A 23,709-nucleotide genomic window follows, 5' to 3' on the forward strand; every position below is an offset into this window, starting at 1 on the left:
TCTCCCGTCCACCGTCTGCCGTCTGACTGATTCCCCTCCCCCATGCCCCCCCTCATCCCCATCTTCATCGCGAGCCTGCTCGGCTCCGCGCACTGTGCGGCGATGTGCGGGGGATTTGTGTGCCTGTATGCCGGTGAAGAGCGGGGGCCGTTGTCACACGTGGCCTACAACGGCGGACGTCTCGTCTCGTACCTGATCGTCGGGACCCTTGCCGGCCTCCTCGGCGCCGGGGTCGAGAACGCGGCGCTCCTCGTCGGCATCTCCCGCGGCGCCGCGATCCTCTCCGGTGCATTGCTCCTCGCCTGGGGCACCACGCTCCTGCTCAAGGCACTCGGCATACGAGTGCCGTTAGGCACCACGCGGTTCGGCCAGCGGCTGCTCGCTCCCCTGCTCGCCCGCACCCGTGACGCCTCGCCCACGGTGCGAGCTGGAACGATTGGCGTCCTGTCCGCCCTGCTCCCGTGTGGATGGCTGTACGCCTTCGCCGTCACTGCCGCTGGCACCGGGTCGGTCCCCGGAGCGCTCGTGGTGATGGCCACGTTCTGGGCTGGCACCCTCCCCGCCATGGCCACCGTCGGACTCGGCCTGCAGCGCCTGGCCGGACCTCTGCGCCCGCGCCTCCCGATGGTAACCGCCGTAGTCGTGATGCTCATCGGTGCCCTCTCGATCAGCGGCCGGCTCGCAACGTCCCTGCACACCGGCCACACGGCGGCCGCCCCAGCGCACGCCCACCGATGACCCGCACGACCACGCCCGTGCCCCCCGTGCTGCTCGTACCGCTCGTGCTTCATCTGTTGCCCTACCGTACCCGGAAGCCGTGACGACCACCGTCCCTCCCCCTGCGGCCGCCGTCGCCTGCTCCCACTGCGCCCTCCCCGTCGCCGCCGGCGACGTCCGGGACGGCGCCGAGCAACAGTTCTGTTGCGCCGGCTGTGCGACCGCGTGGGAGATTTTGCACGAGCACGGGCTGGACCAGTACTATCGCCTGCCCGAGCGGCGGTTGGCTGCCGTCGGCGCGAGTGCGCGCAGCTACGAGGAGTTTGACCACCCGAGCTTCCGTGACCTGCACGTGCGCGGACTCACCGGGGGACTCTCCCGCGTGGTGCTGCTGCTCGAGGGGATTCATTGCGCGTCCTGCGTCTGGCTGGTGGAGCGGGTCCCGCTCCTGGTCCCTGGTGTTACGCGCGCCGAACTCGATGTGCGCCGTTCCCTGGTGACGATCGAGTGGGATGCCGTGGCGACCCCACTGTCGGCGGTCGCGCGTACGCTGGCCGCCCTTGGCTACCCGCCCCATCCCTTTGTCGGCGGGGCGCGTGAGTCCCTGCGCCGCCGGGAGGATCGCGCCGCCCTCGTTCGGATTGGGATCTCCGGCGCCATCGCGATCAACGTGATGCTCGCGGCGCTCGCCTCGTATACGAGCTTCTTCGGGCAGGGGCTGGACGCCTCCTTCGAGCGCTTCTTCCGCTGGCTCTCGCTCGCGCTGGTCATCCCGGCGATGCTCGGCCCCGGCCGGGTGTTCTTCCGGAGTGCGTGGGCCTCGCTCCGAGCGCGCGCCCTGCACCTCGACCTCCCGATCGCCATCGCGTTAGGCGTCGGCTTCGTGCGCGGTGCGTTCAATACGTTTCGAGGGAGTGGTCCGGTGTACTTGGACGGCATCGCCGTCCTGATTTTCCTCTTGCTCGTGGGGCGTTACCTCCAGCAACGCTGGCAACGCGCCGCGACGGATGCGTCCGAGTTGCTGCACTCCCTCACTCCGAACGGCTCCCGGGTCGTCGAGGGAGACGCGATCCGCGAGGTCCCCGCCAGCGCAATTACCCCAGGGATGTTGCTCGACGTGCGAGCCGGCGACACGCTGGCGGCCGACGGTACGATCGAGTCCGGGCGCACCACGCTCGACATGGCATGGCTCACCGGCGAGTCGCGTCCCGTCGCGGCTGCGGTGGGTGATGAAGTCCTCGCGGGGACCATCAACGTCGCCGCGCCCGTACGCGTGCGCGTCACGCGCGCAGGGGAGGAAACACGGGTCGCGCGGGTACTCCAACAAGTCGAGGAAAGCGCCCAGCGCCGCGCCCCGGTGGTGTTGCTGGCCAATCGGCTGGCAGGGGTGTTCGTGGCCGCGGTCCTCACCCTCTCGGTGGTCACCTGGGCGCTCTGGCGCACGAGTGACCCCAACGCCGCGATCGACAACGCGATCGCCCTGCTGATCGTCACCTGCCCGTGCGCGCTGGCGATGGCGACCCCGCTGAGCGTCACCGTCGCCCTGGGGCGCGCCGCCCGGCGGGGGATCTTCGTGAAGGGCGGCGATGCCCTGCAGGTGCTCGCGGGCCACGGCACAATGCTCTTGGACAAGACCGGCACACTGACCGAGGGTCGCAGTGCCTTAGTATCATGGGACGGGCCTGATGATGTCCGGCCGATGATCCTCGCGCTGGAGCAGGGGTCATTGCATCCCATAGCCGCCGGGTTCCGCGCGGCGTGGCACGGTGTGGCCCCTGCAGTTCTGTCCTCGGTGGAGCACACGTCCGGAGGTGGGATCGCCGGCGTCGTCGAGGGACATGACGTGGCCATTGGCTCACCGGCGTTTGTCGATGCCGCGATCTCTGAGGCGCTACGATCCCCCACTTATGCGTCCCGGCGAAAGCCGGGACCCAGTGTCGTTCCCTCCGACGCGTCCCAGCGAGCGCTGGGAGCTGGTGTCGTTGCCGTCGCTCCCTCCCTCACCCCAGTACACATTGCCATTGACGGCCAGCTGGTTGGCACGGCCGGCTTTGGCGACCCGGTGCGAGTCGACTCCCGGGCGGCGGTGGCCGCCCTCGTAGCCCGTGGGTGGTCCGTCGGCATGCTCTCCGGCGACGCGCCCTCCGTGTGTGAGTCGGTGGGGTCACAGGTCGGGATCCCGTCGGACCGCGTGCGCGGCGGCGCAACACCTGAACTCAAGGCGGCGGCTGTGACCACAGCCAGGACGCGCGGCGAGGTCGTGATGGTGGGTGACGGGGTGAACGACGCTGCCGCGATGGCCACTGCGTCGGTCGGCATTGCGGTACACGGCGGCGCCGAGGCCGCGCTCGCGTCGTCGGACGCCTACCTGACGCGTCCCGGGCTGCAGCCGCTCGTCGAGGTCGTCGACGGCGCTCGTCGCACGATGCGGGTCGTCAAGCGCAACATCGCCTTCTCGCTGGCGTACAACGTCGCGGGCATCGGGCTCGCGATGACAGGGCAGCTCGATCCCGTGGTAGCCGCGCTGATGATGCCCCTGAGTTCACTGACCGTGGTGGCCGGGGCCTGGTACGGCCGAACGTTTGACCGGGAGGCGCCGCGTCCATGACGATCATCTACATCGTGCTGCCGTTGGCGCTGCTCGTGGTCGGGGTCGCCTTGTGGGCGTTTGTCTGGTCAGCGAAGAGCGGGCAGTTCGACGACCTGGACACGCCGGCGATCCGCATGGTCCACGACGACCCGCCGACGAAGCCCTGAGCCGCAGCACGGGCGCACCCGCGCCGCGTCCTCACACGTGCCGGCATCGCGTACTCTGGTGGGCGGCGTCACCGACTGCGGGTAGCACGACCGGTTCACGAGGACGCGAGTGCCACCGCAGCACCCGACACCGCCGCGATCAGGCGAGCGGAGCCTTCCGGATCCGCATCCGAACCCGCTGGGACCACGAGGCGTCGACGGAGAGGTCGTTGCGTCCGAGATCGCGCCCGGGCGGCGGAGCGACTCCCTGGCGCTCCGTAAAGCTGAGGAGCGCATGCCACGTCCCCTGCGCGTGCGGTGCCGGGACCAGTTCCGGCGGCACCACCAGGCGAGCCGGCGGGTGCCCGGTGCCACCAATCGAGAGAACCGAGGCGCCAACGAGTTCGAGGCTCCAGCGCTGGCCGAGCACCGGGGCGTTTCCCTCCGCGACCACCAGGGAGAGCGTGAGCGACCCATCCGGGGCGAGCACGAGGGTATCCCCCGTCACGCTGCGTACGGTCGACAACGCCAGGGTGGAGAGCGGTGAAACGAGTCCCTCGATGCGTGGCAGCGTCATGGACAGCGGTTCGTCGCCCAGTGCGAGCGCAGTTGGGACCACTCCGGTGACCTCCTGCCACTCGATGGCGGGATTCGACGGGGTGACAAAGGCGAACGGCACCCCAAGGACGATGAGTGGCGACGCGATAAGCCGGCGATGACGATTCGTGGCCCGTCCCGGATCGACGTACGCCCGGACACGGCGCACCCCGATGGAGTCATCCCCGATGTCCACGCGCAGCGTCGCGCCGCGCGGGGCCATGGGGTCAAACGGCGAGTAGCAGGCGAGACATGTCGCGGCCAGGAGCCACGCCGCCTTCATGGGGTCCCTCCGCCCGGTAGTACCCCGATCCCGGACCAACGCAGGGTCGAGATCGCCGTGATGTAGTAGCCGTAATTCGTGACACCGGCACCACTCTGCGTCGCAAAGGCCCGCTGCAGGATACGCACTGTCGCATCCTCCGTCGCGTTGTGCCACCGCGGCAGCGCCAGCATCGCCCCCAGGAGGCCGTCCCCACGCACCTCGAGTGTCCGCGCCCCCTGCGTCACCCAAGCCTGCCACGTGTGCGAGGTGTTGACCGCCGTGCGCGCTGAATCTGCGGGGACGAGCGGTATGCGCAAACCCGCCGGGGTCACGAAGGGAGGCGCTGCTCCGCGCCCGACGCGGGCCACCACGGGCGCGGGGGGCTCAGCAAGACCGCTGACCTTCGGCAGGATGATGGTCGCCGCCGTCAGGTCGGCGGGGAGCGGCGCGGTGCCTCCAAACTCGAGCGTGCCACGTGCCCACGTACCGGGAAACCGGACGCCGGCCACCCGTACGGCGGCCTCGGACAGGGTGCGATCCCGCCCCTCCACGCGACCGGGGCGCATGGCCCCCCACACGACCAGCGCCCCCCCCGGAGCGGCAACCCAGGGTGCAATCCAGATGCCGCCACGGTAGTAGCCTTGCGTTGAGTCACCGCCATCGACCATGGCGATCTGCAGGTAAACTGATGTCTCCTCATCGACGGGGTCGATCGTCCCGACCGGGTCGCGCCAGCAGGCGACCACTGCCGCAGCCAGCCCCAGCATTAACCGTGGTATTCCTCGCATCGGTCTCACGCTCCGCAGCCGGGCTGGTAGACGACACGCGGACAGCTCAACTACCCCGAACCGACCCGCGCCGGAGGCCAGGAGGGAGCGACACGACGACCTCGCGGAACGGCGCCGGCTACCGCTCCCCGCGCAACTGCTTCCCGATCTTCTGCACCTCACCCATCACGCGAAGCAGGTTCCCGCTCCAGATCTTGTTGATCTGCTCCTCGGTGTAGCCGCGGCGCACCAGCTCGAGCGTCACGTTGAACGTCTCGCTCGCGTCGTTCCACCCGTCCACACCGCCGCCGCCGTCAAAGTCGGACGAGATCCCGATGTGGTCGATCCCGATCAGCTTGACCGCGTAGTCGATGTGGTCAACGAAGTCCTTCACCGTCGCGCGCGGGGCCGCCGGGAACTGCTGGTTGAGCTGGGCCATCCGCTGTTGGAAGGCCGCCCGCTTGGTGGAGTCCAGCTGCGCCATCGCCCCCGGGCCGACGCCGCCAGGACCGCCGCCAGGGGTGAGGCCAAACTCCTCGCGCAGCCGGTTCAGGGCGCTGATCCGTTCGGGCGAGTCCGGCGGCGCCACCTTCACGTAGCTGTTGAAGGCGACCATCTGCACCACACCGCCGTTCATCTTGAGTGCAAGCAGCTGCTCGTCGTCGAGGTTGCGGCTGACGTTCGCAATTGCGCGAACCGCGGAGTGCGACGCAATGATCGGCGCCTTGGACAACTCGATCGTCCGCAGCATCGACGCCTTGGACGGGTGCGAGATGTCGACCATCACCCCCCACTTGTTCAACTCGGCGATGACCTGTTCACCCAGCGGCGAGATCCCGTTCCACTGGAACTTGCCGTCACGCTCTCCCGTGTTGGAGTCCGAGAGCTGCGAGTGTCCATTGTGTGCGAGGCTCAGGTATCGTCCGCCACGCTCGGCGAAGAGCTTGACGTTGGAGAGGTCCTCGCCGATCGGGTAGCCGTTCTCGATCCCGATGAGGACGACCTTCTTCCCGGCCTGTGAGATCCGTGTGACGTCGGCAGGGGTAAGAGCGAGGCCGACCTTGTCCGGCGCGATCTCGGTGACCAGGCGATGGATCGCGTCGAACTTCTCCATCGCCTGCGTCTTGGCGCGCGCGTAGGCCTCGGGCGAAAACGACGGGCTCTGGCCGACGTAGACGATGAGGAAGGCCGCGTCGAGTCCACCTTCCTGCATCTTCGGGATATTCACCTGCGTGTTCAGGCGATCCTCGTAGTTCGGCTGCCCGGTCCGGAAGTTCGCCGGCGAGATGTCCACGTGGGTATCGAGCGTGATGACCCGGTCGTGGATGGCGCGGGCCCGGGCGACGAGCGCGGGGTCCTGCGCCTGCGCGACGAGGGAGGCGGCGAAGGTGGCCGCGAGGGCGGCTGAAAGGGCGGTGCGAGTCATGTGATGGCAGGCGTGGGGCATGCACGTACAGTGCGGCCGGGGGTTGCGACCGGCAAGGCCTCGCTGGGGCCCCCCCCTTAGGCTTGGTGGCGGCCACGGTCCCTTCCTCCGTCGTGAAGGATGACTGACGGCGATCGCATTCACATGGCCCCCATTGCAGTGAAAGCGGTACCGGCCTCCGGCTCCGGACTTTGTATCCTGGTCACATCCCCACAGCACTTGACTCCATGATCGCACATGCACATCCTACATGCATAGCCTTACAGGATGCATGTATGCCAACCACCGCACCAAAGTCGCGGGAGCCCGTGCAGGCCTGGCTCGATCGCCCGGACCTCGACCTCCTCGACGAACTGGCCGCACGTACCGGGCAGCCCAAGGCAGAGGTGATCCGCCAGGCGATCCGCAGCCTCGCGCGCGAGCTCGACGTCGCCTCGCAACCCGGTGCCGGACTCGGAGCACTCACCGGTGTCCTCACGGCCCCGGCGGTTCCTACCGATCTCTCCTCGAATCATGACGCGTATCTCTATGGCGACCCGAACGCCAAGCCCGCCAAGGCGCGTCGCCGTTGATACGGGGGCGTTGCTCGCCCTGGCCGCCCCCCGCGATCAGTACCATGACCGCGCGCGCGCCATCGCGGACCGGCTCGCGAAGGCTGGGACGCGCTTCGTGGGACATACCCTGGTACTCGGCGAACTGCACGGGCACCTGATCCGGCACCTGGACGCAGAGGCCTCGCGCCGCCTGGTGAGCGGGGTGTTGCGTGATCCGCTCTTCGAGTGGACGGCGGTCACGCCGGAACTCGTCTCCTCCGCCATGAGTGGGTGGATCGAGCGATTCAAGGACCAGCGTTTCTCCCTGACAGACGCGATCACGTTCGAGGTGATGCGCACAGAGCGCCTCTCGCATGCGTTCGCCTTCGACCGGGACTTCACCACGGCCGGGTACGCGCTGGTCTGACGAGCACCAATCCGAAGTCATTGCCCCCTGACCAACGCCCCATGAGTCACGCCCCGCGCCGAGGAAATCTCAGCCGCGTCGTCGCCCTCCCGGCCCTTACCCTGTTCGTCGCCGCCTGCGCGTCGGGGCGAGGACAGCCGGCAGTCGCCCCAACGCCCGCTCCGCAGGTCACCTACACCAGCTGGGTTACCCGGTCCGCCGAATTCGGCGCGATCACCCGCCAAGTGTATGCGCAGGCCACCGACGTCGTGACCCGGGCCGCCGCGGGCAAGGGGCGCGGCAGCTGGGCAGTCATTCTCGATGCCGACGAAACGGTGATCTCGAACCTCGCCTACCAACTCGAACGCGAGAAGCTGGACTCGGGCTTCACGCCCGATTCATGGAACGCATTGACAAAGCGACAGGCGGCCACCTCCATCCCCGGAGCCAAGGCGTTCCTCGACCACGTGCGCACCCTCGGGGGACGCGTGGCCATCGTGACCAACCGACTCGACTCCGAATGTGCCGACTCGCGCGCCAACTTTGACAAACTGTCGCTGCCCTGGGACCTCTTTCTCTGCCGCCCGAACGGCGGGCCATCCGACAAGAACCCGCGGTTCACCGCGGTCGCGGCCGGCGCAGGTCTCCCCGCAGCGCAGTCCATAGAGGTGATCGCCTGGATCGGCGACAACATCCTCGACTTCCCGGCACTCGATCAGTCCATCCGCCGGCAAGGAGACGCCGCCTTCGCCCGGTTTGGCACGCGCTACTTCCTGCTCCCGAACCCGATGTACGGCAGCTGGCAATAAGGGGCCGGGGCGGGGGGGGGGGGGGGGGGGGGGGGGGGGGGGGGGGGGGGGGGGGGGGGGGGGGGGGGGGGGGGGGGGGGGGGGGGGGGGGGGGGGAGGCCGGGGGGGGGGGGGGGGGGGCCCCGTCGGCGCGCGTGAGATGCTGCGCCGCACGGTTGAAGCACGCAGACCGGGGCTGAACCGCAACACCGCCGCGACCGCGTGCCTTCGGGCTGGTGAGATCGGGGGCGACAACACGCATCGCCCCCGAATCACCTGCGGGATTCAGTCGAGCAGGTCCGCCGGGATGTTTCCGCCGTTCTCGGCGATCCGGGCGAGCACCGTCTTGTGCAACCACATGTTCATCTGCGCGGAATCGCCCATCTTCTCTGGCGGACAACCCAGCTCGACGGCCAACTCCTTGCGCGCGGCAAGTGAGTGATCGAGACCGAGCAACTTGTGCAGATCGACAATCGACGTCTTCCAGTTGAGCTTCTCGGGATGGCTCGCCGCGAGCGTCTCGAGCTTGGCGACCACGTCAACCACGGAGATCGCGATCGGGGGCGGTGGGACCGGAGCTTCCACCGGCTTCGGCGGCCCGGGTACGGGAACCACCGGGGGGGCGACCGGCGCCTCGTCCTTTCCCAGGCCCAGCTTGCTCAGGATCTTGCTGAAGATGCTCACGTATACTGCCTCGCGAAGGGGAATGCTGGGAGCGTATGTCGATTAACGATTTCACACAAGGCCGGACGGGAGCCCGGCCACCACTGAAACAGAATCGTTCCGGAGTGGGCCAGACCATGCGGGAGTGCTCGGCGGCGCGCGCTTGCCGACGGACGCGCCCCACGGCAGCATTGGTCTCATGAATCGTCGCGACTTAACCAGGCAAACCGCCCTCGGCGCGCTCGCCGTACCACTCGCCCGGCACCTGCCATCCGCGCCCACCGCCTGGCCCGGGTACGACAGATCCATTGTCCTCGACATGCTGGCCACCGCCGGCCCGTTCAACGTCCCGGGGTGGCTCGACAAGCCGCTGACGCCGGCGATGGTGGAGAACGCGCGCCGCTCTGGGATCACCGCCGTCAACTCCACGGTCTCCGCGCTCGGCCCCACCCCGGCGGAGGGGTTCGAGGGAACGCTCAGGAACATCGCGGCGTGGCACCACGAGTTCGACGCACACCCGGACGCCTTCCTCCCCATCCGGTCCGTCGCCGACATCCGGCGGGCCAAGGCGGAACGCAAGGTCGGCGCCATTTTCGGGTTCCAGGACACCACACCGTACTGGGACAAGATCGAACGCGTGGAGATGTTCCACCGGCTTGGGGTGCGCATCGTCCAGCTGACCTACAACGGGTCCAACCTCGTGGGGGACGGCTGCCTGGTCCCCGAGGACCGTGGGCTCAAGCCATACGGCCGCGAGGTTATCGGACAGCTCAACACGCTGGGATCGCTCGTCGACCTGAGCCACGTCGGCTGGGAGACGACGCGCCAAGCCATCGACGCCTCCACCGTCCCGGTCGCCGCCACGCACTCCGGCTCGGCCGCCGTGACCAACGTCCCACGCAACAAGCCGGACGACATCCTCCGCAAGCTGGCCAACAAGGGCGGCGTGATCGGCGTGTTCATGATGCCCTTCTTGCGCGCACAGGGCCAACCCGGCAAGGAAGACTTTCTTCGGCACCTCACGCACTGCATCAACACCTGCGGGGAGGACCATGTCGGGATCGGTAGTGACCTCTCGATCACCCCGCTTGATCTCTCCCCCGAGTTCCGCGCCGTGCACGCGAAGTTTGTCCAGGACCGACGCGCGGCCGGCATTTCAGCCCCGGGGGAGGCCGAGGACATTTTCAACTATGTGCCGGACTTGAACTCGCCGCGCCGGATGGAGATGGTCGCGGACGCCATGGCCGCCGCTGGGCATTCGTCGGCGCGGATCGAGAAGGTGCTGGGTGGGAACTGGATGCGGTTGCTCTCCGCCGTCTGGCGATGATCTCTGCGATGCGCACCGCCGCTCACTTCCATTCCTACTTCTCCCGCGGCGAGAGACACACGCGCGGCGCCTGGCGCCTTCTTGCGCTTGCGTGCTTCGCCCTCCCTTCGCGGGGTGGCGCGCAACAGACTACGCCCGCGCAGCAGCTCGGTGCCCTGGTGCAGGAGGCCGCACGCATCACCGTCCCGACGCGCTCTGCGGCGGAATATGCGACGGCGTCCGCGGGCTACCGCAGTGTGCTCACCCGCCTGCGCGCCGTGGATCGCTCCGCCCTCGGCCGCGATGACCAGGTCGACTACGATCTCCTCGACGCGCACCTCCGTACGCGCGCCTTCGAGATCGACTCCCTCAAGCTGCACGAAGTCGTCCCGGTCAACTACATCACGTTGGGCGCCACCGATCGCCTATTCCTCCGTCCGGGTGCCATCAGTGACGCCGGCGTCCGCGACGCACTCAACGAACTGCGCGCGCTCCCAACGGTCCTGTCCAACGCGCGAGCGAACCTCAAGGCACCGGCACGCACCTGGACCGAGAATGCGATCGCGCAGTCGCGGTACGCACGCATCCTCCTGGACGACAACTTGCCCCAGGCGCAGGTCGACGACCCGCAACTCAAGCGCGACCTCCTCGCCGCCGGCGCCCAGGCCCGATCGGCGGTCGAGTCGTTCGCGACCTGGATGCAGGAGACGCTCCTGCCCCGCTCCACTCGGGCACCGACGTGGAAGCCGAGCGACATCGATCACTACCAACTCGTCTTCGAGCAACTTGACGCCTATCCCGTAGAGGAGATGCTGCGCATCGCCGCACGGGAAGAAGCGCAGCTGACCGCTGAGATGCAGGACCTCGCCCGCCAGATCCATCCCTCGGGCGACCTGAAGACCGTGTGGGAGCAGATGAAGGACGAAGCCCCACCATGGGAAGGCGTGATCCCGATGGCGCAGCGATACGTCGACATGACCACCGCCTGGCTCAAGGGTGCCGGCTCGCATGTCGTGACCATCCCGGACTTTGACTACGGCGCCGTGCTCACGACGCCGATGGCCCGGCGCACGCTGTCGTTTGGAGGTGCGCAGTATGGGCCCACCGTGGCGGGGCGGCTGTCGGGCTACTACGTGCTCACGCCGCTCGAGCCCTGGTTGACTGCCGAACAGCGCGCCAGCCGCATCCGCAGCTACAACCCGTACTGGACCCACGTTATCTCGTACCACGAGTGGCTGGGCCATACCGCACAGCGGGCGCGCGCGGCGCAGAACGTGACACGCCCCATGCGTCGGCTCTTCCAGAGCGGGTACTTCTCGCAAGCATGGTCGTTCTACCTCGAACGGTTGCTCGAAGAGGAAGGGTACTATGACGTCCTTCCCTATATGGAGCGCCTCAAGACGATGCTGGCGCGACGGCAGATGCGGATGTGGCGCGTGCAGCGCATCCTCACCAAGCTTAAGATGGCGAAGGGCGAGATGACCTTCGACGAGGCCGTCCAGGCCTACATCGACAAGATGGGGATGGAGCCGACCAACGCGTTCCTCGAGGTGCAGCGCGATTCCCAGAACGCGACGCCACCGGGACGCGAAATCATCGGGGAGCTGGCCATTGTCGCCCTCCGCGAGGAGTACCAGCGGCGCATGGGAGCCCACTACTCCATGCGCCACTTCCACGACACCCTGCTCTCCTACGGCGACCTCCCGTTTCGGCAGATTCGCCGGCTGATGCTGGAGTAGGCGGGCCCCACGTGCCCACGATCCCCTCGGCGCAGTACCTTGCCGGTATGGCTCATCGTCGCACCGCGGGCTTGCTCCTCCATCCCACCTCCCTGCCCGGCCCCCACGGCAGCGGAGACCTGGGGCCAGACGCCCATCGCTTCCTCGACGTCCTCGCGGAGGCCGGGTGTTCGGTATGGCAGATGCTCCCGCTCGGCCCCACCGGGTACGGCGACTCGCCATACCAGTCGTTCTCGAGCTTTGCCGGCAACCCGCTGCTGATCCACCTCCCGGGCTGCGCGACAGCCGCGGGGCCGGCGCAGCGCGTGGACTACCAGGCCACGATCGCCGCGCGACAGGCAGCGCTCGCGGACGCCGTCGCGCACTTCGTGCCGGATCCGGACTACGAGCGCTTCCTTGTCGGGAGCGAGAGCTGGCTTCCGGACTACGCGCTGTTCATGGCACTCAAGGAGTTGCATGGCGGCAGCGCGTGGACCACGTGGAACGCGGGCGTCGACCGCCGCGCATTGGGGATCGACCCTGGCGCGGTCGTCCCATTGGTGCATGCGCGGCAGGTCGAGCAGTTCCTCTTTGACCAGCAGTTTCGCGCACTCCAGGCCGCCGCCCACGACCGTGGCATCCAGCTCATGGGCGACGTCCCGATCTATGTGGCGCACGACTCCGCCGATTGCTGGGCCAATCGCCGCCTCTTTCGACTGGACGAGCGCGGCGGGCTGAAGGTCCAGGCCGGTGTACCGCCGGACTACTTCAGCCCTGCAGGGCAGCTCTGGGGCAATCCGCTCTACGATTGGGAGGCTCACCGAGCGCAGGGCTACCACTGGTGGATCGCGCGGTTGCGCCATGCCTTCACGCGCTTCGACATCGTACGCCTGGACCACTTCCGCGGCTTTGAGTCGTACTGGGAAGTCGCCGGCGACGCGTCGACGGCGGTGGATGGCACCTGGCAATCGGGTCCCGGCGCCCCGCTCTTTCACGCGGTGCGCGAAGCACTCGGTCCGGTGCGCATCGTGGCGGAGGACCTGGGTGAGATCACCCCGGCCGTCGAGTCCTTGCGAACGTCGCTGCAACTCCCGGGGATGGTCGTGCTGCAGTTCGCCTTTGGGGACGACGACGCGGACAACGTGCATCGTCCCCACAACTGGACGCACGACCTGGTGGCGTACACGGGCACCCATGACAACGACACGACCCGTGGATGGCAGGATGCCATCGTCAAGGCAGACGACGCCAAGCCAGCGGATACGGCTGCCACCGGGGCGTCGCCACAGCCTTCGAACCCGGTCGATCGTGCGTGCGATTACCTCGACACCGACGGTTCGGCACTCCATTGGGACTTCATTCGCGCAGTGCACGGTTCGGTGGCTGAGACTGCGATCGTCCCGCTCCAGGACGTGCTGGGGCTCGGAAGCGACGCCCGCATGAACTTCCCCGGCCGCACCAGCGGCAATTGGCAGTGGCGCTTCACCTGGGACCAGGTCACCCCGGCATTGCTCTCGAGATTCAGACGCCTGACCGAGCGCTACGGCCGCGCGCCGCGCGGCGACGGTTCAGCTGACCCGCCGGTGGCTGAGCAGCCCTAACGATTGTACTCGGACAGCCAGTGGAACTGTCGTTCGGAGAGGTGGAAGTGGCGGGCGCTCTTTCGCAGCACGACGAACAATGACTCCCCTTCGACGACGGCGCGTAACTGCACCGTCCCGGGCGCCGGCACGTCGTACCGCGCCGTGAAGAGGTGCGTGCTGTCGAAGGTCCATGACGTGCGCCACACCGCGAGGGTTCGTGCCGTCGTGTCCGCCTTGAACCGGAAGTAGCCGCGGCGATACCGCTGCCAGAACCGCGGGTCCGTTGACCCGACGCTGCCCCCAGCGGCGTTGTCGATCGCCACGTCGCGCCAGCGCACGGTGTCCGCGAGCGTGAGCGGGATCGTATCGCGCCCCCGGACAAAGCTCGGCACGTCGTAGATCCCAACCTCGAAGGGTGCCGCGTTGACCGGCCGGTGGGCACCCTGGTACCCCTGCCAGCCACGCTGCAGCGGGAGCCCCAGCGCGCTGTAGATGAACAGCGCCTTGACCGCACGCGCCCCCCAGATGGCACGCGGCGACTGGAAGGGCGGCTCCCAGGCGTGGGTGGGTGGCGCCCCCCGATTGAGCACGAGGAAGGACAGGAGGCGCGGCGCATCGAGGGCGAGCAAGACGACCGCCGTCAGGAACAGCTGCATCGAGAACAGCTTCACCGGCACGTCGTACGCGATGTTGATCATGAACACGTTGGCAAACGCGCCAACCGCCGTGAACAACCCCAGCGTGATGGTCGGCCGCCAGAGCAGCAGGAGTCCCGCCAGGGTCTCCACCGCCCCGGAGAAGAACTGGTAGGGCGCTGAATAGCCGATGAACATCCACGACAGGCGCATCGGGAGGAAGTCGCCGAGTGGCGTGGCCATCTGGCTCTGGGTCGGGAACCCCATCTGGAGCAGGAACAACTTGATGATCCCGTAGCTCAACGCAAACAGCGCGAGGTAATAGCGCAACGTGGTACGCATCCACCACAGTGCCTTCGGGTAGGCGTCTCGCTTGCGATCCACAAGACTCCAGACGACCGTAGCCAACACCGCGCACGAGAGGAACAACCAGAGTCGTGCCCACGCCCACGAGGTGTCACCGCTACCGTTAGGCGGGACCAATACGGCGCGCACATGAAACAGGTGCGCATTCGACCACCGTACCGCCTGGTCGATGCCGCGATCCACCACGCCGCTGATCGCGCCAACGCCGGGAACGATGTCAAACCAGTTCCACGGCGCCGCATGCAGCAGCAGGTAAACGAACGCGAAGCGAAAGGCGACGCGCTGCAGCGCCGACCAGGGTCCCACCATCAGCCTAGCGGGCCGGCCCGAAGGGGTCCTCCAACGACGGACTCTGCGGCGTGAACAACGCCGCCCCATCCGCCGTGATGTACATGTCGTCCTCCAAGCGGATGCCAAACTCGCCCGGGATATAGATCCCCGGCTCATCCGAGAATGTCATGCCGGGTGCCAGTGGCAGCGTGTTGCCGCGCACGAGATACGGCCACTCGTGCCCGTCCATCCCCATCCCGTGGCCGACGCGATGCGAGAAGTACTTGTAGTCCGGTCCGTACCCGCCATCCACAATGACCTTTCGCGCCGCGGCATCCACAGCCTCGCACGGCACCCCGGGCTTTGCAGCCTTGAGCGCGGCCGTCTGCGCCTGCCATTCGATTTCGAAGACGTCGTTCATCTTCTGCGTCGGTTTCCCGAGGACGAACGTGCGCGAGATGTCCGAGCTGTATCCCTCCACCTTGCACCCGCCGTCGATCAGCAGGATTGACCCCTCGCGGATCACCTGCGGGGTGACCGAGCCATGCGGCAAGGCGCTGAACTCCCCGACCTGCACACCTGCACTTCCATTGTAGCCCAGTCGCTCGTGGGCCTGGGAGACCAGGCGGGCGAAGTCACCCTGGGTCATCCCCTCCTTCAGGGACTTCCACGCCGCTTCGTACGCCTTGAGCGTGACGGCGGACGCGTGGCGCATGAGGGCCAGTTCGTGCTCATCCTTGACGATTCGGCACCCGGCCGAGATCGGCGTGCCAGACACCACACGCATCTGCGGTGCGGCTCCGGCCACCCCCGCACTGAACACGTGCTTGACGGTCTCCTCCATCCCGATCGCGCCGGTCGAGAACCCGGCCGCCCGAATCCCCTGCGCCACCAGCGCATACGGGTTCTCGTGCTCTTCCCACGTCATCACCGCCGTTTCTGCGCCTAACGGGCCCAGCCGAGCCTGCTCCACCGTGCGCTCTTCCTCGAACTTCGGGGTTACGATGAAGGCGTTGCCCTTCGCCGGGATCACCGCGCAGGTCAGGCGCTCCGAATTGCCCCACTGCATCCCGGTGAAGTAGACCATGCTCGTCCCCCCGGTGAGCATGAGGGCGTCGATCTTCTGCTCGGCCATCAGGCGCCGCGCCTTCTCCAGCCGAGCCTTGCGCTCATCGACCGAGATCGCGACCACCCCGTCCTTCATCGGCGTGAGGGCGGCGAGGGCCGGTGGAAGGTCGGACGCATCACCTCCGGCCGCGCCGCCGGACTGAGGGGTGCACGCGGCGCCGGCGGCGGCGAGACCGGACGTGGTCAGGAAGGTGCGACGATTGAGCATGGGATTGCGGGAGTGAGGAGCGGGGACAAGACATGAACGGGTCCGGCCTTCGCCGGCACCGCGGCCCGCGGCGGGGGGGCGGGGGGGGGGGGGGGGGCTTTCGCCGGGACACGAACGCGAAGATGCGACGCGGCGCATGACCGCGACAGGGGCGCTCGCGCCCGGCGAGCTGCCGCGCGAACTTTCGGACATGCTCACCTTCGACGTCGTCACGCTCGTGGCCCTGGCCGCCGCAGGGGTCGTAGTGTCCTGCTCCGGAGGCGCCCCTCACGGGGCGCCAGCGCTATCTGCCGTGGGCCGCGTTGGCCCTTGCGGCCGCCCACTTCATCCTGGTTCGGCGGCCGACCTTCCTGCCGGCGTACGGCGTCGCGGGCGCGCTTGCCTTCACGCTCCGTCCCTCGACGTATGGCAGCCTCATGCTGCGCCGGGCGATGGGTGCGGCCTCGCTGCTGGCCCTGATCGCGGTCGGAGCCCTGGGCTGGGCCTTCCCGATCATCCGACTTCCAGCGCCATCCGGGCCGTTTCAGGTGGGCAGCCGATGGCTCGCTGTCGTGGACAGCACACGCGTCGAGGATTTCGTCGCGGACACCGCAGTCAAGCGGGCCTGCTCCTCCGCCTCTGGTACCCTCCGACACCGTCGGTCCGCGGGTGGCCCCGCTGATGCCGCCCCGCCAGGCGCAATCACTCGCCAAGGCGTTGAACCTTCCGGCGTTCGCATTCCAGCACCTCTCCCGGACGCCCACCCACACCTGGCCGGAAGTGCCGCTCCAGTGGAAGGAAGCGCGCTGGCCGGTCATGTTGTTCTCTCATGGCTTTGGGGTCGGTTACGAGTCGCAGAATACCCTACAAATGGAAGAGCTGGCGTCGCATGGGTACGTCGTGGTCAGCATCGACCATCCGTACGAGGCGGGGGTCGTAGTCTTTCCCAATGGCGCCGTGATCCGGATGGCCCCGGCCCCGTTCAACGATCCGGCGAACGCCCAGAAACTCCTCCCCACATCGCCACCCTCGACAGTGGATCGGACACCACGACCCTCAATCGCGCTACCCGCGAGATGCGCACCATCATGCAGATGGATCGCTCGATGGACCGGTGGATGAAGGACACGCGATTCGTGGCCGACCTCCTCGCCCAATGGAGCGCCGAGGCGCCGCTCCCCGGCTTCGGCGGGCGCCTGCGGACCGATCGCCTGGGGATCATCGGCATGTCCTTCGGGGGAGCGACCGCCGCATCCTTCTGCGCCGCGGATCCACGCTGTGCTGTCGGGATCAACCTGGACGGCCTCAACTTTGGCGCCGGTGCGGACACCGCGATCCCTGCTCCGTTTCTCTTTGCCACGTCCGGCGGAAACCGGCGTATGTACGACACGGAGTTCCAGCGCGCGTCGGGCTCGGCCTGGCTGATCAACGTCGCCGGAGCCAACCACCTCGACTGGACCGACTTCGGCTACATCTCGCCCTTGTTCGTCAAACTTGGGGTCCTGGGCGGCATCCCGGCCGGGCGGATGCGTGAGATCATGAACACCGCGGTGCTGGGGATGATGGACGCGCATCTCACCGGCCGGCGCCGTTTCGCACGACACCGCGCTTACGCGCTGGCCCGAGGTCTCCCTCCAGCTCGCCCCCCGCAGTGTCCCCTCCACCGCCGTAACCTCTGGCGTGCTCCCGTCCCCAGCACCCGTCAGTTCACCCAGGCGCCGGGCCTGCGGCAGCACCCGGTGCTCGAGGGCACCGGCAGCGCGATTATAGCCGTCCACCGCCCGCTCGATCCCGCGCCGGACCTCACCCAGGTGCTCCGCGAACAGCTCCAGCCGATGATGCAGTTCCCGGCCGTGCGACACCGCGACCTCGGCGTTGCGGTGTGCGGCCTCCCGCTCCCAGCCATCGCCAACGGCACGCAGCAGGGCGAGCAGCGTGGTCGGGCTGGCGAGAACGACCTGGCGGCTCATCCCGTATTCCACCAGGGTCGCATCGTGCTGTAACGCCGCGGCAAAGAGCGACTCGCCCGGGAGGAACAACACGACGAAGCGCGGGGCGTGCTCGAATTGCGACCAGTACGCCTTGGCGCCAAGGCGGGTGATGTGGTCGCGCACGTGACGGGCATGCTCGCGGAGCGCATCGGTGCGCGCACTATCGTCCGGCGCCTCCATCGCGTCGAGCCAGGCCTGCATCGGCGCCTTGGCGTCAACGACGATCGCACGCCCGCCGGGAAGTTGAACCGTGAGATCCGGCCGGAGGGCAGCATCGCCGGGAGTCCCGCGCTGGAGGACATAGTCCACATGCTCGTGCATCCGCGCCAACTCGCAGACGCGGCGCAGCTGCATCTCGCCCCATTCCCCTCGGACCACCGGGGACCGCAGCGCGTCGACCAGGTGCTGCGTCCGCGCGCTGAGGTCTCGATGGGTGTCGGCGAGAGTCGCCAGTTGCCCGAGGAAGGCATCGGTGCGCGACGCCTGTGCCCGGCGCTCCTCGGCGAACCGGCGCTCGGCCTCCAGCTCGGCGCGCAAGGCGGCCACGACCGCATCACCCCGTGACCGGCCGACGAGCCAGGTGGCACCTACCCCCGCAGCAACCCCGAACACCAGGGCAACGGCAGTCCACAGATCAGGCGTTCCCATGGTGCCTAACGTAATCGGTTCTCCGCTGTTGTCCGCGTGACGCCCTGGCTAGAGTTCTGCATGGCACCAGGACTGGACCTCCCGAGCGGTCAGCGCCGAAGACGCCGTCTCGCTGGTGTCGAGTGGGATGCGGGTGTTCGTACACGGTGCAGCCGCGACCCCCACCCCGCTGCTCGAGGCCCTCGCCCGTCGCCAGGACCTGGACGGCGTTCGGCTGTACCACATGCACACCGAGGGCCCGGCTCCGTGGACCGAACCCGCGCTTGCCGGGCGTTTTCGCTCCGTCTGCCTGTTCACGGGGCCCGCCCTGCGTGCGCCAGTCGCCGACGGGCTCGCCGACTTCGTGCCCGTCTTCCTGTCGGACATCCCGGCCCTCTTCCTCAGCGGCGGCATCCCGCTCGATGTCGCGTTTGTCCAGGTCTCACCACCCGATCGCCACGGCTACTGCTCGTTGGGCACGTCCGTGGATTGTGCCCGCGCCGCGGTGGACACCGCACGGTTCGTCGTCGCCGTCATCAACGAGCAGATGCCGCGCACCCACGGGAACACCGCGCCCTCCCACTCGATCGCATCGACGCCTTCGTGCACCTCAATGCCCCGTTACTGGAGCGGCCGCCCGCCGCTGAGGGTCCAGTCGAGGCAGCCATCGGCGAGCGCATCGCGAGTCTCGTGGAACATCGGTCCACGTTGCAGATGGGCATTGGGGCGATTCCCGACGCCGTGCTCGCGCGTCTCATCGACAAGCGCGACCTCGGGATTCACACCGAAATGTTCTCGGACCGACTGGTGGACCTCGTGGAAAGTGGTGCGGTCACCAATCGCTTCAAGGCGGTCCATCCGGGACGCATCGTGACGAGTTTCGTCAGCGGCTCACGAAGGTTGTTCGACTTTGTCGATGACAACCCGCTGGTCGAGTTCCATTCGTGCGACCGCACCAACGACACCGCCCTGATCTCGCGCAACCCGCGCGTGGTGGCGATCAATGCCGCGCTGGAAGTTGACCTGTCGGGACAGGTCTGCGCCGACTCGATCGGTCGCCGCATCTACTCGGGGATTGGGGGGCAGATGGACTTCATTCGCGGCGCCGCGCGATCCCGCGGCGGACGGCCGATCATCGCCCTCCCATCCACCGCGAAGGGGGGGACGGTGTCGCGCATTGTCCCCGTGTTAAGCCCCGGGGCTGGCGTCGTCACGACCCGTGGCCACGTCCACTGGGTGGTGACTGAACACGGGGCCGTGAACCTGCACGGGATGTCGCTCCGGGAACGGGCCGATGCCCTGATCTCCATTGCCCACCCCGATTTTCGCGCAGAACTGCAGCGCGACACCGCCCGGGCCCTCGGCTGACGTCGGCGCGTCGCCCCGCCCCCGGGCCATGAAAGCAAAAGGCCCCAGCCAAACGGCCGGGGCCTTCGCACAGCTCAACGCCGGTGGAATCAGTCCCGCTCGACGAAGATCAGGTACTTGGACGCCGCCCAGAACATCTCCGGGTTGGTGATCGTGAGGGGGCCCTTCACCTTGGCATCGCGGATGGCCGCCTGGTTCGTGAACTGCAGGTTGTGACGGCTCACGAGCTGGTACGCCTTGTCGGGGCGCGGGAAGTCGATGGCCGTGTCGCGCTGCTTGGAGACGACGCGGAAGACCGTGGGGTCGAAGGTGCGCCCCGGGACCAGCGCCTTGCCGGCGCCGAACATCAACTTGGTGCCCCCTTCCTTGCGCACAATCCCGCGCTCGATCAACTCCTTCTCGGTCGCGATGACGATGTAGGCGCTGTCCTCGCGAGCGAGGAGGGCGTTGGTGCGCATCTGCATGGTGTCATTGCGGGCGACGAGCACCACGTTCTCCCGACGCATCGAGTCGACGCGGGTCGTCAAGGCAACGATCTCCAGCTGCTGACGCTCCACCGTCCCACGCAGCTCGGTGATCGAGCGCTCGTAGTCGGCGAGGCGGACCAGGGTGACGGAGTCCATGGACGCGCGCGTGACGCTGTCCGTCTGCATGCGGCGCACCCGCGCCTGGCTCGCGTTCAACCGGGCGATAAGCGTCTTGACCTTCCTATCGGCCAACTCAAGCTGGGCGGCGGTGGACGGCATCGACGACTCGGCGACCGGCGCCTCGCCCTTGGCGCGCGCCACGCGCACGTCGGAGAGGGTCTTCTCGATCTGCGCCGCCATGCGGGCACTCGCGGCGGCATCGCCGAGAAGCTGCGATTGCTCGCTCAGCTGACGCGACTTCTCGGTCAGCAGCGAGTCCTTGACGCGAATCAGCGAGTCCTTCGCGGCCGCGGTGCGCGCGAGGGCCACGCCGGTGTCGGTGCCGCTGGTGACCGGCGTTGCGCGCTCACAGGCGACGACCGCGGTCAGTGCGACTAACGGGATGATGCGGAAAGTTGTCATCGGAGGCTTGGGGGAGCCGTCAGGCCGGAAGGTGCCAGGAGGAATCGCACAAGGGGACCAGTCGTGGCACGAAACGACTGTGCACCGGAATGTAACTACCCCACGAAGATTTTTCCGTTCGACGTTTCGCGACTGGACGTTAGGCACGGGATTCTTGTGATCTGCATCACACGGCCAGATGAAGGGTCACCAACGTCGCGTCACAATGCCCGGAAAACAGCAGCGGCTCCCAACCATCGGGAGCCGCTGTTCATCCGGGTGAGCACCGAGCCTAGGGGACGAACGGCGCCACCGGCAACTTGGTGATCCCCCGCTCCTTCTTCTGCTTCTCCACCATCGCCGCGACATCGGCCAGGAGCTTCTTCGCGTCGTAGACGATGCCGTCCTTGATCGTATACCGCACGCCGCCGACCCGCTCGACCTTCCCGGTCTTGTCATTCAAGCGCTGGAACCCGGTGCCGTACAGCGTCTTGAAGTTCGCCACCGGGTTTTCCGGGGCGATGACGAGGTCGGCCAGCATGCCGGGACGGACGATCCCCATCTCGATCGGCTTCCCGCTGGCCTTGTTCAGCTCCTCGGCCGAGTGCTGCGTGGCGGCGCGAATGACCTCCAGCGGATGGAAGCCGGCTTCCTGGAAGTTCTCCAACTCCTCGATGTAGCTGAAGCCGTAGGTGTTGTAGATGAAGCCCGCATCTGTGGACGGGGTCACGCGGCCGCCCATGTTCTTGTAGTCCTGGATGAAGTCCATCCACACCTGGTAGAACTTCTTCCACGCCACCTCGTCCCACGTCGTCCAATTGAAGAAATAGGCGCCGTGGTTCTCGCGGTTCGGGGTGTAGAAGTCCCACAACGACGGCAGGGTGTATCCCTCGTGCCACTCCACGGTGCGGCGCTTGGAGAGGTCCCGACCAGACATGTACGTCGTCATCGTCGGGTCCAACGTCGCATTGTTGTCCTTGAGGAGCTTGAGGAACGCCTTCCACTTGTCGCTCCCCGGGGTCACCAGGTTCCACTGACGGGCGACCTGGCCAAAGCGCCACTGCTCGTCGTTGTAGTTGTAGGTGTCCGGATACGGCTGGATGTCGTTCTTGTCATACATCGACTCGAAGATGCCGTAGAAGTGCGTCACGGCCCCAAGCCCGAGCGTGACGGCATCGGCGGCGTTCATGTTGCCGACCCCGAGCTGCTGCAGGTGCGCCGTGGACCCCATGCCGAGCTTCTTCGACTCGTCCATCAGGCCGCGCATCACGGCGGGATCGTGGGCGCCGACCTTGAGGCAGTCCACCCCCTGCTCCTTCGCCCAGCGCGTCCAGGCGCGGGCATCCTCCTCGGTCAGGATCGGCTTGCCCCCCCAGCCACGCCCGCCACCTGGGCGCTGGCAGTTGACCATACGCGGTGCGGTGATCTCATTCGCATTCGCCCGCTTCGTTTCGCTCAAGGACCATTCGAAGCCGCCTAACGGGACGCCGCGCACCGTGGTGACGCCGTGGGCCAGCCAGAGCTTGTAGCAGTATTCGGCATCCGGCGCCTTGGGCTTGCCGCAGGTGTGCACGTGCAGGTCAATGAAGCCGGGCATCACGTACATCCCTTCGGCCTGGATCTCGCGCGCCGGGCCCTTGGGGCGCCGGGCCTGGTCGATCGGCAGGTTGGGGAAGCCCACATCCACCACCTGCGAGATGCGGTTCTTCTCGATGACGATGTCGACCGGACCGCGCGGTGGGCCGCCGGCGCCATCTATGAGAGTGACGCCGCGGATGATGAGCTTGTCGAACGGCCCTTCCCCCTCGCGTCGATTGGGGGCGGGATTCGCGTCCTGGGCAACCAGCGGCGCGGCCCAGCCGCCGAGGGTGAGGGCCGCAGCCAGCAAGGCGTACGTCTTTCGCATAGAGAGAACTCCATCGGGGGTCAGCGCGAGACCCAACCGGTCCGGACGGGTCGCGCGGGAAATCTTCCGTGCGACACGGCCCAACGCCACCGGGAGATTTTCAGGAGCGATGGCGCTGACCCATCGGCGCGGGCCCCCGCGACGGGGGCGCGCCACCGTCAGGCGGTTTCGCGGTACGGCGACTCGAGGTACGGCGACTCGTCGTCGTCCGGGTCCGGCCCATACACGATGCGCGGGGCGATCGCTCCCGTGACTTCGACAGACACCCCGGCGGCGACGTGACGCACGAGATCGACGATCCCCTCAGACAGGTGGCCGCCGTACCGCAGCAGGTGCACGGCACGCTGGCGTTGCGCCAGCAAGTACACCATGAAGGGCTTGTCCGCCTTGGCGCTATTGCAGCGCTTGCAGCACAACACGAGGTTGTCGCGACGGTCGTACGCGGTTTGACCTCGCCGCGGCGTCACGTGATCGAGGGTCATCGTGTCCGGCTCGTAGCGCAGCCCACAATAGGCGCAGAGCGGACCATGCTGCCTCAGAAGCCACCGTCGGGTCTCGACGTAGGCATCGCGGCTGGTCGATACCGATGTTTCCTGGGGAGGGGTCTTTCCCCCCCTGCCGCGGCCGATGCGACGGCGCGGTCGTTTTGCTGGAATGCTCATTCGTGACTGAATCGTAGTCATCGTCGGGGGCTGTCG

The 23,709-nt window shown here is 67.7% G+C and carries 21 protein-coding genes and 1 pseudogene; 13 read left to right on the top strand and 9 right to left on the bottom strand.

Features of this window, described 5'->3' with window-relative positions:
- Window positions 1-42: 42 nt before the first annotated feature.
- The 3 genes from IPK85_20160 to ccoS all read left to right on the top strand — a co-directional run bounded on the left by IPK85_20160 (window position 43) and on the right by ccoS (window position 3,474).
- The gene (locus tag IPK85_20160) at window positions 43-738 is read left to right on the top strand and encodes a sulfite exporter TauE/SafE family protein (GenBank protein MBK8249690.1); all 696 of its coding nucleotides are present in this window, start codon (window positions 43-45) and stop codon (window positions 736-738) included.
- 79 nt (window positions 739-817) lie between these two features.
- Entirely contained in the window at window positions 818-3,325 is a 2,508-nt protein-coding gene (locus IPK85_20165) for a heavy metal translocating P-type ATPase (GenBank protein MBK8249691.1), read from the top strand.
- Window positions 3,322-3,474 carry a cbb3-type cytochrome oxidase assembly protein CcoS gene (gene ccoS, locus IPK85_20170; GenBank protein ID MBK8249692.1) on the top strand — a complete coding sequence of 51 codons (153 nt, stop codon included), beginning with the start codon at window positions 3,322-3,324 and terminating at the stop codon, window positions 3,472-3,474. The genes IPK85_20165 and ccoS overlap by 4 nt, the downstream gene beginning before the upstream one ends.
- Window positions 3,475-3,613: 139 nt before the next feature.
- Here the strand turns inward: ccoS and IPK85_20175 are convergent, their stop codons facing one another.
- The 3 genes from IPK85_20175 to IPK85_20185 all read right to left on the bottom strand — a co-directional run bounded on the left by IPK85_20175 (window position 3,614) and on the right by IPK85_20185 (window position 6,508).
- The gene (locus IPK85_20175) at window positions 3,614-4,333 is read right to left on the bottom strand and encodes a hypothetical protein (protein ID MBK8249693.1); all 720 of its coding nucleotides are present in this window, start codon (window positions 4,331-4,333) and stop codon (window positions 3,614-3,616) included.
- Complete coding sequence (locus IPK85_20180; GenBank protein MBK8249694.1) at window positions 4,330-5,103, bottom strand: hypothetical protein; 774 nt, start codon at window positions 5,101-5,103, stop codon at window positions 4,330-4,332. The genes IPK85_20175 and IPK85_20180 overlap by 4 nt, the downstream gene beginning before the upstream one ends.
- Before the next feature lie 118 nt (window positions 5,104-5,221).
- Window positions 5,222-6,508 carry a dipeptidase gene (locus IPK85_20185; protein MBK8249695.1) on the bottom strand — a complete coding sequence of 429 codons (1,287 nt, stop codon included), beginning with the start codon at window positions 6,506-6,508 and terminating at the stop codon, window positions 5,222-5,224.
- A gap of 275 nt (window positions 6,509-6,783) precedes the next feature.
- Here IPK85_20185 and IPK85_20190 point away from each other — a divergent pair, with 275 nt between their 5' ends.
- The 3 genes from IPK85_20190 to IPK85_20200 are packed head-to-tail and all read left to right on the top strand — an operon-like array spanning window position 6,784 to window position 8,256.
- Window positions 6,784-7,080, top strand: coding sequence for a ribbon-helix-helix protein, CopG family (locus IPK85_20190; protein ID MBK8249696.1), 297 nt, complete (start codon window positions 6,784-6,786; stop codon window positions 7,078-7,080).
- Window positions 7,022-7,468 (top strand): PIN domain-containing protein, encoded by a 447-nt coding sequence (locus IPK85_20195; GenBank protein MBK8249697.1) that lies wholly within the window; start codon window positions 7,022-7,024, stop codon window positions 7,466-7,468. Before IPK85_20190 ends, IPK85_20195 begins: the two co-directional genes overlap by 59 nt.
- A gap of 41 nt (window positions 7,469-7,509) precedes the next feature.
- On the top strand, window positions 7,510-8,256 hold the full coding sequence (locus tag IPK85_20200) for a hypothetical protein (protein ID MBK8249698.1): 747 nt from the start codon (window positions 7,510-7,512) through the stop codon (window positions 8,254-8,256).
- Window positions 8,257-8,520: 264 nt separating this feature from the next.
- Here IPK85_20200 and IPK85_20205 read toward each other — a convergent pair whose 3' ends face one another.
- A complete protein-coding gene (locus IPK85_20205; GenBank protein ID MBK8249699.1) occupies window positions 8,521-8,919 on the bottom strand; it encodes a DUF3597 domain-containing protein in 399 nt (132 codons plus the stop codon).
- A 178-nt stretch (window positions 8,920-9,097) separates the two neighbouring features.
- On the opposite strand from IPK85_20205, the gene IPK85_20210 reads away from it, so the two are divergent.
- From IPK85_20210 to malQ, 3 genes are read left to right on the top strand one after another with little or no spacing between them, the layout of a single operon-like run.
- The gene (locus IPK85_20210; GenBank protein MBK8249700.1) at window positions 9,098-10,225 is read left to right on the top strand and encodes a membrane dipeptidase; all 1,128 of its coding nucleotides are present in this window, start codon (window positions 9,098-9,100) and stop codon (window positions 10,223-10,225) included.
- 8 nt (window positions 10,226-10,233) lie between these two features.
- Entirely contained in the window at window positions 10,234-11,943 is a 1,710-nt protein-coding gene (locus IPK85_20215; protein ID MBK8249701.1) for a DUF885 family protein, read from the top strand.
- 47 nt (window positions 11,944-11,990) lie between these two features.
- Window positions 11,991-13,523 carry a 4-alpha-glucanotransferase gene (gene malQ / locus IPK85_20220; protein ID MBK8249702.1) on the top strand — a complete coding sequence of 511 codons (1,533 nt, stop codon included), beginning with the start codon at window positions 11,991-11,993 and terminating at the stop codon, window positions 13,521-13,523.
- Here the strand turns inward: malQ and IPK85_20225 are convergent.
- Both IPK85_20225 and IPK85_20230 read right to left on the bottom strand, forming a co-directional pair.
- Entirely contained in the window at window positions 13,520-14,815 is a 1,296-nt protein-coding gene (locus IPK85_20225; protein ID MBK8249703.1) for a hypothetical protein, read from the bottom strand. The two genes, malQ and IPK85_20225, sit on opposite strands and share 4 nt — an antisense overlap.
- Before the next feature lie 4 nt (window positions 14,816-14,819).
- On the bottom strand, window positions 14,820-16,112 hold the full coding sequence (locus IPK85_20230) for an aminopeptidase P family protein (protein MBK8249704.1): 1,293 nt from the start codon (window positions 16,110-16,112) through the stop codon (window positions 14,820-14,822).
- Between the two features lie 660 nt (window positions 16,113-16,772).
- Here IPK85_20230 and IPK85_20235 point away from each other — a divergent pair.
- The 4 genes and pseudogenes from IPK85_20235 (at window position 16,773) to IPK85_20250 (ending at window position 20,077) form a co-directional block, all read left to right on the top strand.
- Window positions 16,773-17,213, top strand: coding sequence for a hypothetical protein (locus IPK85_20235; protein MBK8249705.1), 441 nt, complete (start codon window positions 16,773-16,775; stop codon window positions 17,211-17,213).
- A complete protein-coding gene (locus tag IPK85_20240; GenBank protein ID MBK8249706.1) occupies window positions 17,168-18,094 on the top strand; it encodes a hypothetical protein in 927 nt (308 codons plus the stop codon). Before IPK85_20235 ends, IPK85_20240 begins: the two co-directional genes overlap by 46 nt.
- A 54-nt stretch (window positions 18,095-18,148) precedes the next feature.
- Complete coding sequence (locus IPK85_20245) at window positions 18,149-18,646, top strand: hypothetical protein (GenBank protein ID MBK8249707.1); 498 nt, start codon at window positions 18,149-18,151, stop codon at window positions 18,644-18,646.
- Window positions 18,647-18,857: 211 nt separating this feature from the next.
- Window positions 18,858-20,077, top strand: a pseudogene (locus IPK85_20250) (acetyl-CoA hydrolase/transferase family protein).
- Between the two features lie 89 nt (window positions 20,078-20,166).
- On the opposite strand, the gene IPK85_20255 reads toward IPK85_20250, so the two are convergent.
- The 3 genes from IPK85_20255 to IPK85_20265 form a co-directional block, all read right to left on the bottom strand.
- Complete coding sequence (locus IPK85_20255) at window positions 20,167-21,126, bottom strand: hypothetical protein (protein ID MBK8249708.1); 960 nt, start codon at window positions 21,124-21,126, stop codon at window positions 20,167-20,169.
- A gap of 271 nt (window positions 21,127-21,397) precedes the next feature.
- Window positions 21,398-23,011, bottom strand: coding sequence for an amidohydrolase (locus IPK85_20260; protein MBK8249709.1), 1,614 nt, complete (start codon window positions 23,009-23,011; stop codon window positions 21,398-21,400).
- A gap of 158 nt (window positions 23,012-23,169) precedes the next feature.
- Complete coding sequence (locus IPK85_20265) at window positions 23,170-23,694, bottom strand: HNH endonuclease (GenBank protein MBK8249710.1); 525 nt, start codon at window positions 23,692-23,694, stop codon at window positions 23,170-23,172.
- Window positions 23,695-23,709: the final 15 nt, after the last annotated feature.

Source organism: Gemmatimonadota bacterium (assembly GCA_016712265.1).
Lineage (GTDB): Bacteria > Gemmatimonadota > Gemmatimonadetes > Gemmatimonadales > Gemmatimonadaceae > RBC101.

What these genes read in the sequence shown, in the direction of transcription:
- IPK85_20160 (MBK8249690.1), top strand. Translation starts at nt 43, where the DNA reads ATGCCCCCCCTCATCCCCATCTTCATCGCGAGCCTGCTCGGCTCCGCG.
- ccoS (MBK8249692.1), top strand. Translation starts at nt 3,322, where the DNA reads ATGACGATCATCTACATCGTGCTGCCGTTGGCGCTGCTCGTGGTCGGG.
- IPK85_20175 (MBK8249693.1), bottom strand. Translation starts at nt 4,333, where the DNA reads ATGAAGGCGGCGTGGCTCCTGGCCGCGACATGTCTCGCCTGCTACTCG.
- IPK85_20180 (MBK8249694.1), bottom strand. Translation starts at nt 5,103, where the DNA reads ATGCGAGGAATACCACGGTTAATGCTGGGGCTGGCTGCGGCAGTGGTC.
- IPK85_20185 (MBK8249695.1), bottom strand. Translation starts at nt 6,508, where the DNA reads ATGACTCGCACCGCCCTTTCAGCCGCCCTCGCGGCCACCTTCGCCGCC.
- IPK85_20190 (MBK8249696.1), top strand. Translation starts at nt 6,784, where the DNA reads ATGCCAACCACCGCACCAAAGTCGCGGGAGCCCGTGCAGGCCTGGCTC.
- IPK85_20195 (MBK8249697.1), top strand. Translation starts at nt 7,022, where the DNA reads ATGACGCGTATCTCTATGGCGACCCGAACGCCAAGCCCGCCAAGGCGC.
- IPK85_20200 (MBK8249698.1), top strand. Translation starts at nt 7,510, where the DNA reads ATGAGTCACGCCCCGCGCCGAGGAAATCTCAGCCGCGTCGTCGCCCTC.
- IPK85_20210 (MBK8249700.1), top strand. Translation starts at nt 9,098, where the DNA reads ATGAATCGTCGCGACTTAACCAGGCAAACCGCCCTCGGCGCGCTCGCC.
- IPK85_20215 (MBK8249701.1), top strand. Translation starts at nt 10,234, where the DNA reads ATGCGCACCGCCGCTCACTTCCATTCCTACTTCTCCCGCGGCGAGAGA.
- malQ (MBK8249702.1), top strand. Translation starts at nt 11,991, where the DNA reads ATGGCTCATCGTCGCACCGCGGGCTTGCTCCTCCATCCCACCTCCCTG.
- IPK85_20225 (MBK8249703.1), bottom strand. Translation starts at nt 14,815, where the DNA reads ATGGTGGGACCCTGGTCGGCGCTGCAGCGCGTCGCCTTTCGCTTCGCG.
- IPK85_20230 (MBK8249704.1), bottom strand. Translation starts at nt 16,112, where the DNA reads ATGCTCAATCGTCGCACCTTCCTGACCACGTCCGGTCTCGCCGCCGCC.
- IPK85_20235 (MBK8249705.1), top strand. Translation starts at nt 16,773, where the DNA reads ATGCCGCCCCGCCAGGCGCAATCACTCGCCAAGGCGTTGAACCTTCCG.
- IPK85_20240 (MBK8249706.1), top strand. Translation starts at nt 17,168, where the DNA reads ATGCGCACCATCATGCAGATGGATCGCTCGATGGACCGGTGGATGAAG.
- IPK85_20255 (MBK8249708.1), bottom strand. Translation starts at nt 21,126, where the DNA reads ATGACAACTTTCCGCATCATCCCGTTAGTCGCACTGACCGCGGTCGTC.
- IPK85_20260 (MBK8249709.1), bottom strand. Translation starts at nt 23,011, where the DNA reads ATGCGAAAGACGTACGCCTTGCTGGCTGCGGCCCTCACCCTCGGCGGC.
- IPK85_20265 (MBK8249710.1), bottom strand. Translation starts at nt 23,694, where the DNA reads ATGACTACGATTCAGTCACGAATGAGCATTCCAGCAAAACGACCGCGC.